This is a genomic window from Edaphobacter aggregans DSM 19364 (genome assembly GCF_000745965.1).
Lineage (GTDB): Bacteria > Acidobacteriota > Terriglobia > Terriglobales > Acidobacteriaceae > Edaphobacter > Edaphobacter aggregans.
In genome coordinates, this window is sequence record NZ_JQKI01000018.1 from 1,327 (window position 1) to 2,334 (window position 1,008).

The window sequence follows — 1,008 nt, forward strand, 5'->3', positions numbered from 1 at the left end:
GCCTCAATCCCAGAGCCCTTCCGCCCCCCGGTTTCCGGCGCCCTACCTGAACTCCAACAGGCGCTCGCGCTCTCCCTTTACCCCTATGTCTTCAGTCTTTGTCCAATTCCATTCCTGCTAATTTGGACGGCAGTGAAAGGGACTGTATTGCAGGTATCCAGGCACTCGCACCAAACTTGATCAGTTGGGTACGCGTGTGCAGTGTCATCACTAGTCCCAAGGCCAGACCGGACGAAAGGATGAGCGGCAACGAGCGCCAGCCCTGGTCTGCAACTTCTAGGTATACGTAAAACAGCTCGAAAGGCGCACGGAACGCGTCTGTAATCACGCGCAGAGCGAATAACGCTCCGCTGCCAATCGTTTCGAAACTTTTCATCAACGGATTTGCTCTCCTCTCTGACATACGCCGCGAGGCCGAGCGTCCGGTTCATCCTCAGTTGGCGCTGACCAATCAGCATAACCACCATCTGGATATCTAATGACGATAGATCGGCAACTCGCAGAGGGCTGTGAAAGCATCACTCCACCGAGATTCTCCTGAAGCGGAAGAAGCGCAGGCACTGTGTGCGTGTCGGATCGCCGCGGCCGGTGTTGAGCGGCGCCGACCAAGAGTGGGCCCTGGATTTCGTTCCGATGTGCTTGCGCAGGACGTGGGATTCGCGTGCTGAGCGTCGTCGATGCCTTTACGCGGGAGTGTCTGGCGTTGGAAGTGGACACCGGACTCGCCAACCGGCGTGTGATGCGGGGCACTGCTCCGGCGGCGGGCTAAATCTATAGTGTCCCCTCTGCGGAGTTAGGGGGCAGGTCGGGTAAGTTCAATGGGCCGTCGGACCTCAGCCGAAGTTTCGAGTAGAAGAATCATGAGATCGAACTATCTCTTACTGGTCCTGACGCTGCACTGGACCGCATCCGTGCACCTGATCCCCACCAGTGACGTCTCCAACCAGATTTCGACAGCAGGCTACGAAGCCAGCGGCACAAGCAATATGAAGTTTATGATGAACGGTG

Annotated in this window: 1 protein-coding gene and 1 pseudogene; one reads left to right on the top strand and one right to left on the bottom strand. The window is 57.1% G+C overall.

Annotated elements, in window-relative coordinates; genetic code table 11:
• Positions 1-91: 91 nt before the first annotated feature.
• Entirely contained in the window at positions 92-376 is a 285-nt protein-coding gene (locus Q363_RS09050) for an ABC transporter permease (RefSeq protein ID WP_035349494.1), read from the bottom strand.
• A gap of 538 nt (positions 377-914) precedes the next feature.
• On the opposite strand from Q363_RS09050, the pseudogene Q363_RS45835 reads away from it, so the two are divergent.
• Positions 915-1,008, top strand: a pseudogene (locus tag Q363_RS45835) (glycogen/starch/alpha-glucan phosphorylase); the annotation flags it as partial.

Coding starts and splice junctions, on each gene's coding strand:
- Q363_RS09050 (WP_035349494.1), bottom strand. CDS start 376: ATGAAAAGTTTCGAAACGATTGGCAGCGGAGCGTTATTCGCTCTGCGC.